This window comes from Clostridium ragsdalei P11 (assembly GCF_001675165.1).
Taxonomy (GTDB): Bacteria; Bacillota; Clostridia; order Clostridiales; family Clostridiaceae; genus Clostridium_B; species Clostridium_B ragsdalei.
The window spans coordinates 1-1,219 of the sequence record NZ_LROS01000060.1 but is presented as its reverse complement, the minus strand read 5'-3'; the positions used below and the strand labels follow the sequence as shown (position 1 = coordinate 1,219).

Annotated in this window: 1 pseudogene; it reads right to left on the bottom strand. The window is 39.0% G+C overall.

The features are described 5' to 3' along the window. Positions 1 to 1,219, bottom strand: a pseudogene (locus CLRAG_RS20280) (molybdopterin oxidoreductase family protein); the annotation flags it as partial.

Sequence of the window (1,219 nt, the reverse complement as noted above, 5' to 3'; positions counted from 1 at the left end):
TCCCGGAGTATTTGCCAATCTGGAAGACTATTACCTATTGGTTCTACAGCCTTACGAATACGCTGCACTGTACGATCAGTACTACTAAAAGTTCCATCTTTTTCAGCATAGGATACACCTGGAAGAACAACATCAGCAACTTCAGCTGTTTCAGTTAAGAAAATATCTTGAACAATCAAAAAATCCAAATGTTTTAAACAATGTTCCACATGATTTATATCCGGGTCACTGCGCATTGGATTTTCACCAAACACATAAAGCATTTTCACCTTATCTTTTTCAATTGCATTCAAGATAGACGGAATATTAAGTCCGACTTTATCGCTTAACTTTGCATTCCATGCTTTTTCGAATTTCGCTTTCACATCAGGATTAGTTACTGATTGGTAACCAGTGTAGACATTAGGCAAAGCTCCCATGTCACATGCTCCTTGTACATTATTCTGACCACGCAGTGGGTTAACTCCTCCTTTAGGCTTACCAATATTGCCAGTAAGCATCATAATATTTGCTGTAGATAGTACATTATCAACACCAGTAGTATGCTGCGTAATACCCATAGTATAATACAAAGCAGCAGCATCAGCCTTAGCAATAATTCTTGCCGCTTCTATTATCTTTTTCGCTGGAACTTTAGTTATGCTGGCTGTATATTCCGGGTTAAATCTCAGTGCGACTTCTTTGAAAGCCTCAAAGTTCTCAGTTCTTTCAGCAATAAAGGCTTCATCAGCTAGTCCTTCTGTCAATATGACATTCCATTTAGAAGTGCTACATCTGTACCTGGTTTATGCCGCAGCCAAATATCAGCATGTAGTGCCACATCGGTTTTGCGGGGATCAGCCACTACGAGTTTAGTACCGCGCTCTTTAGCTTTTAGCATTTTAATGCCAATTATAGGATGACATTCTGTGGTATTTGTACCAATGGCAAAAATAGCATCTTTAGGTCCCATTTCATCAAGTTCATATATTGAGTTTGTCATTGCTCCACTACCAAATGCTGTGCCTAGACCAGACACTGTAGGAGCATGTCACAAGCGGGCACAATGATCGACGTTATTAGTGCCAATTACTGCACGCATTAATTTTTGCATAAGATAGTTTTCTTCATTAGTACATCGTGCGGAACTAAAAGCTGCAACACTGTCAGAACCATATTCTTTTACAGTTTTTTTGATTTTAGAAACAATAAAGCCAATTGCTTCCTCCCATGTAACCTC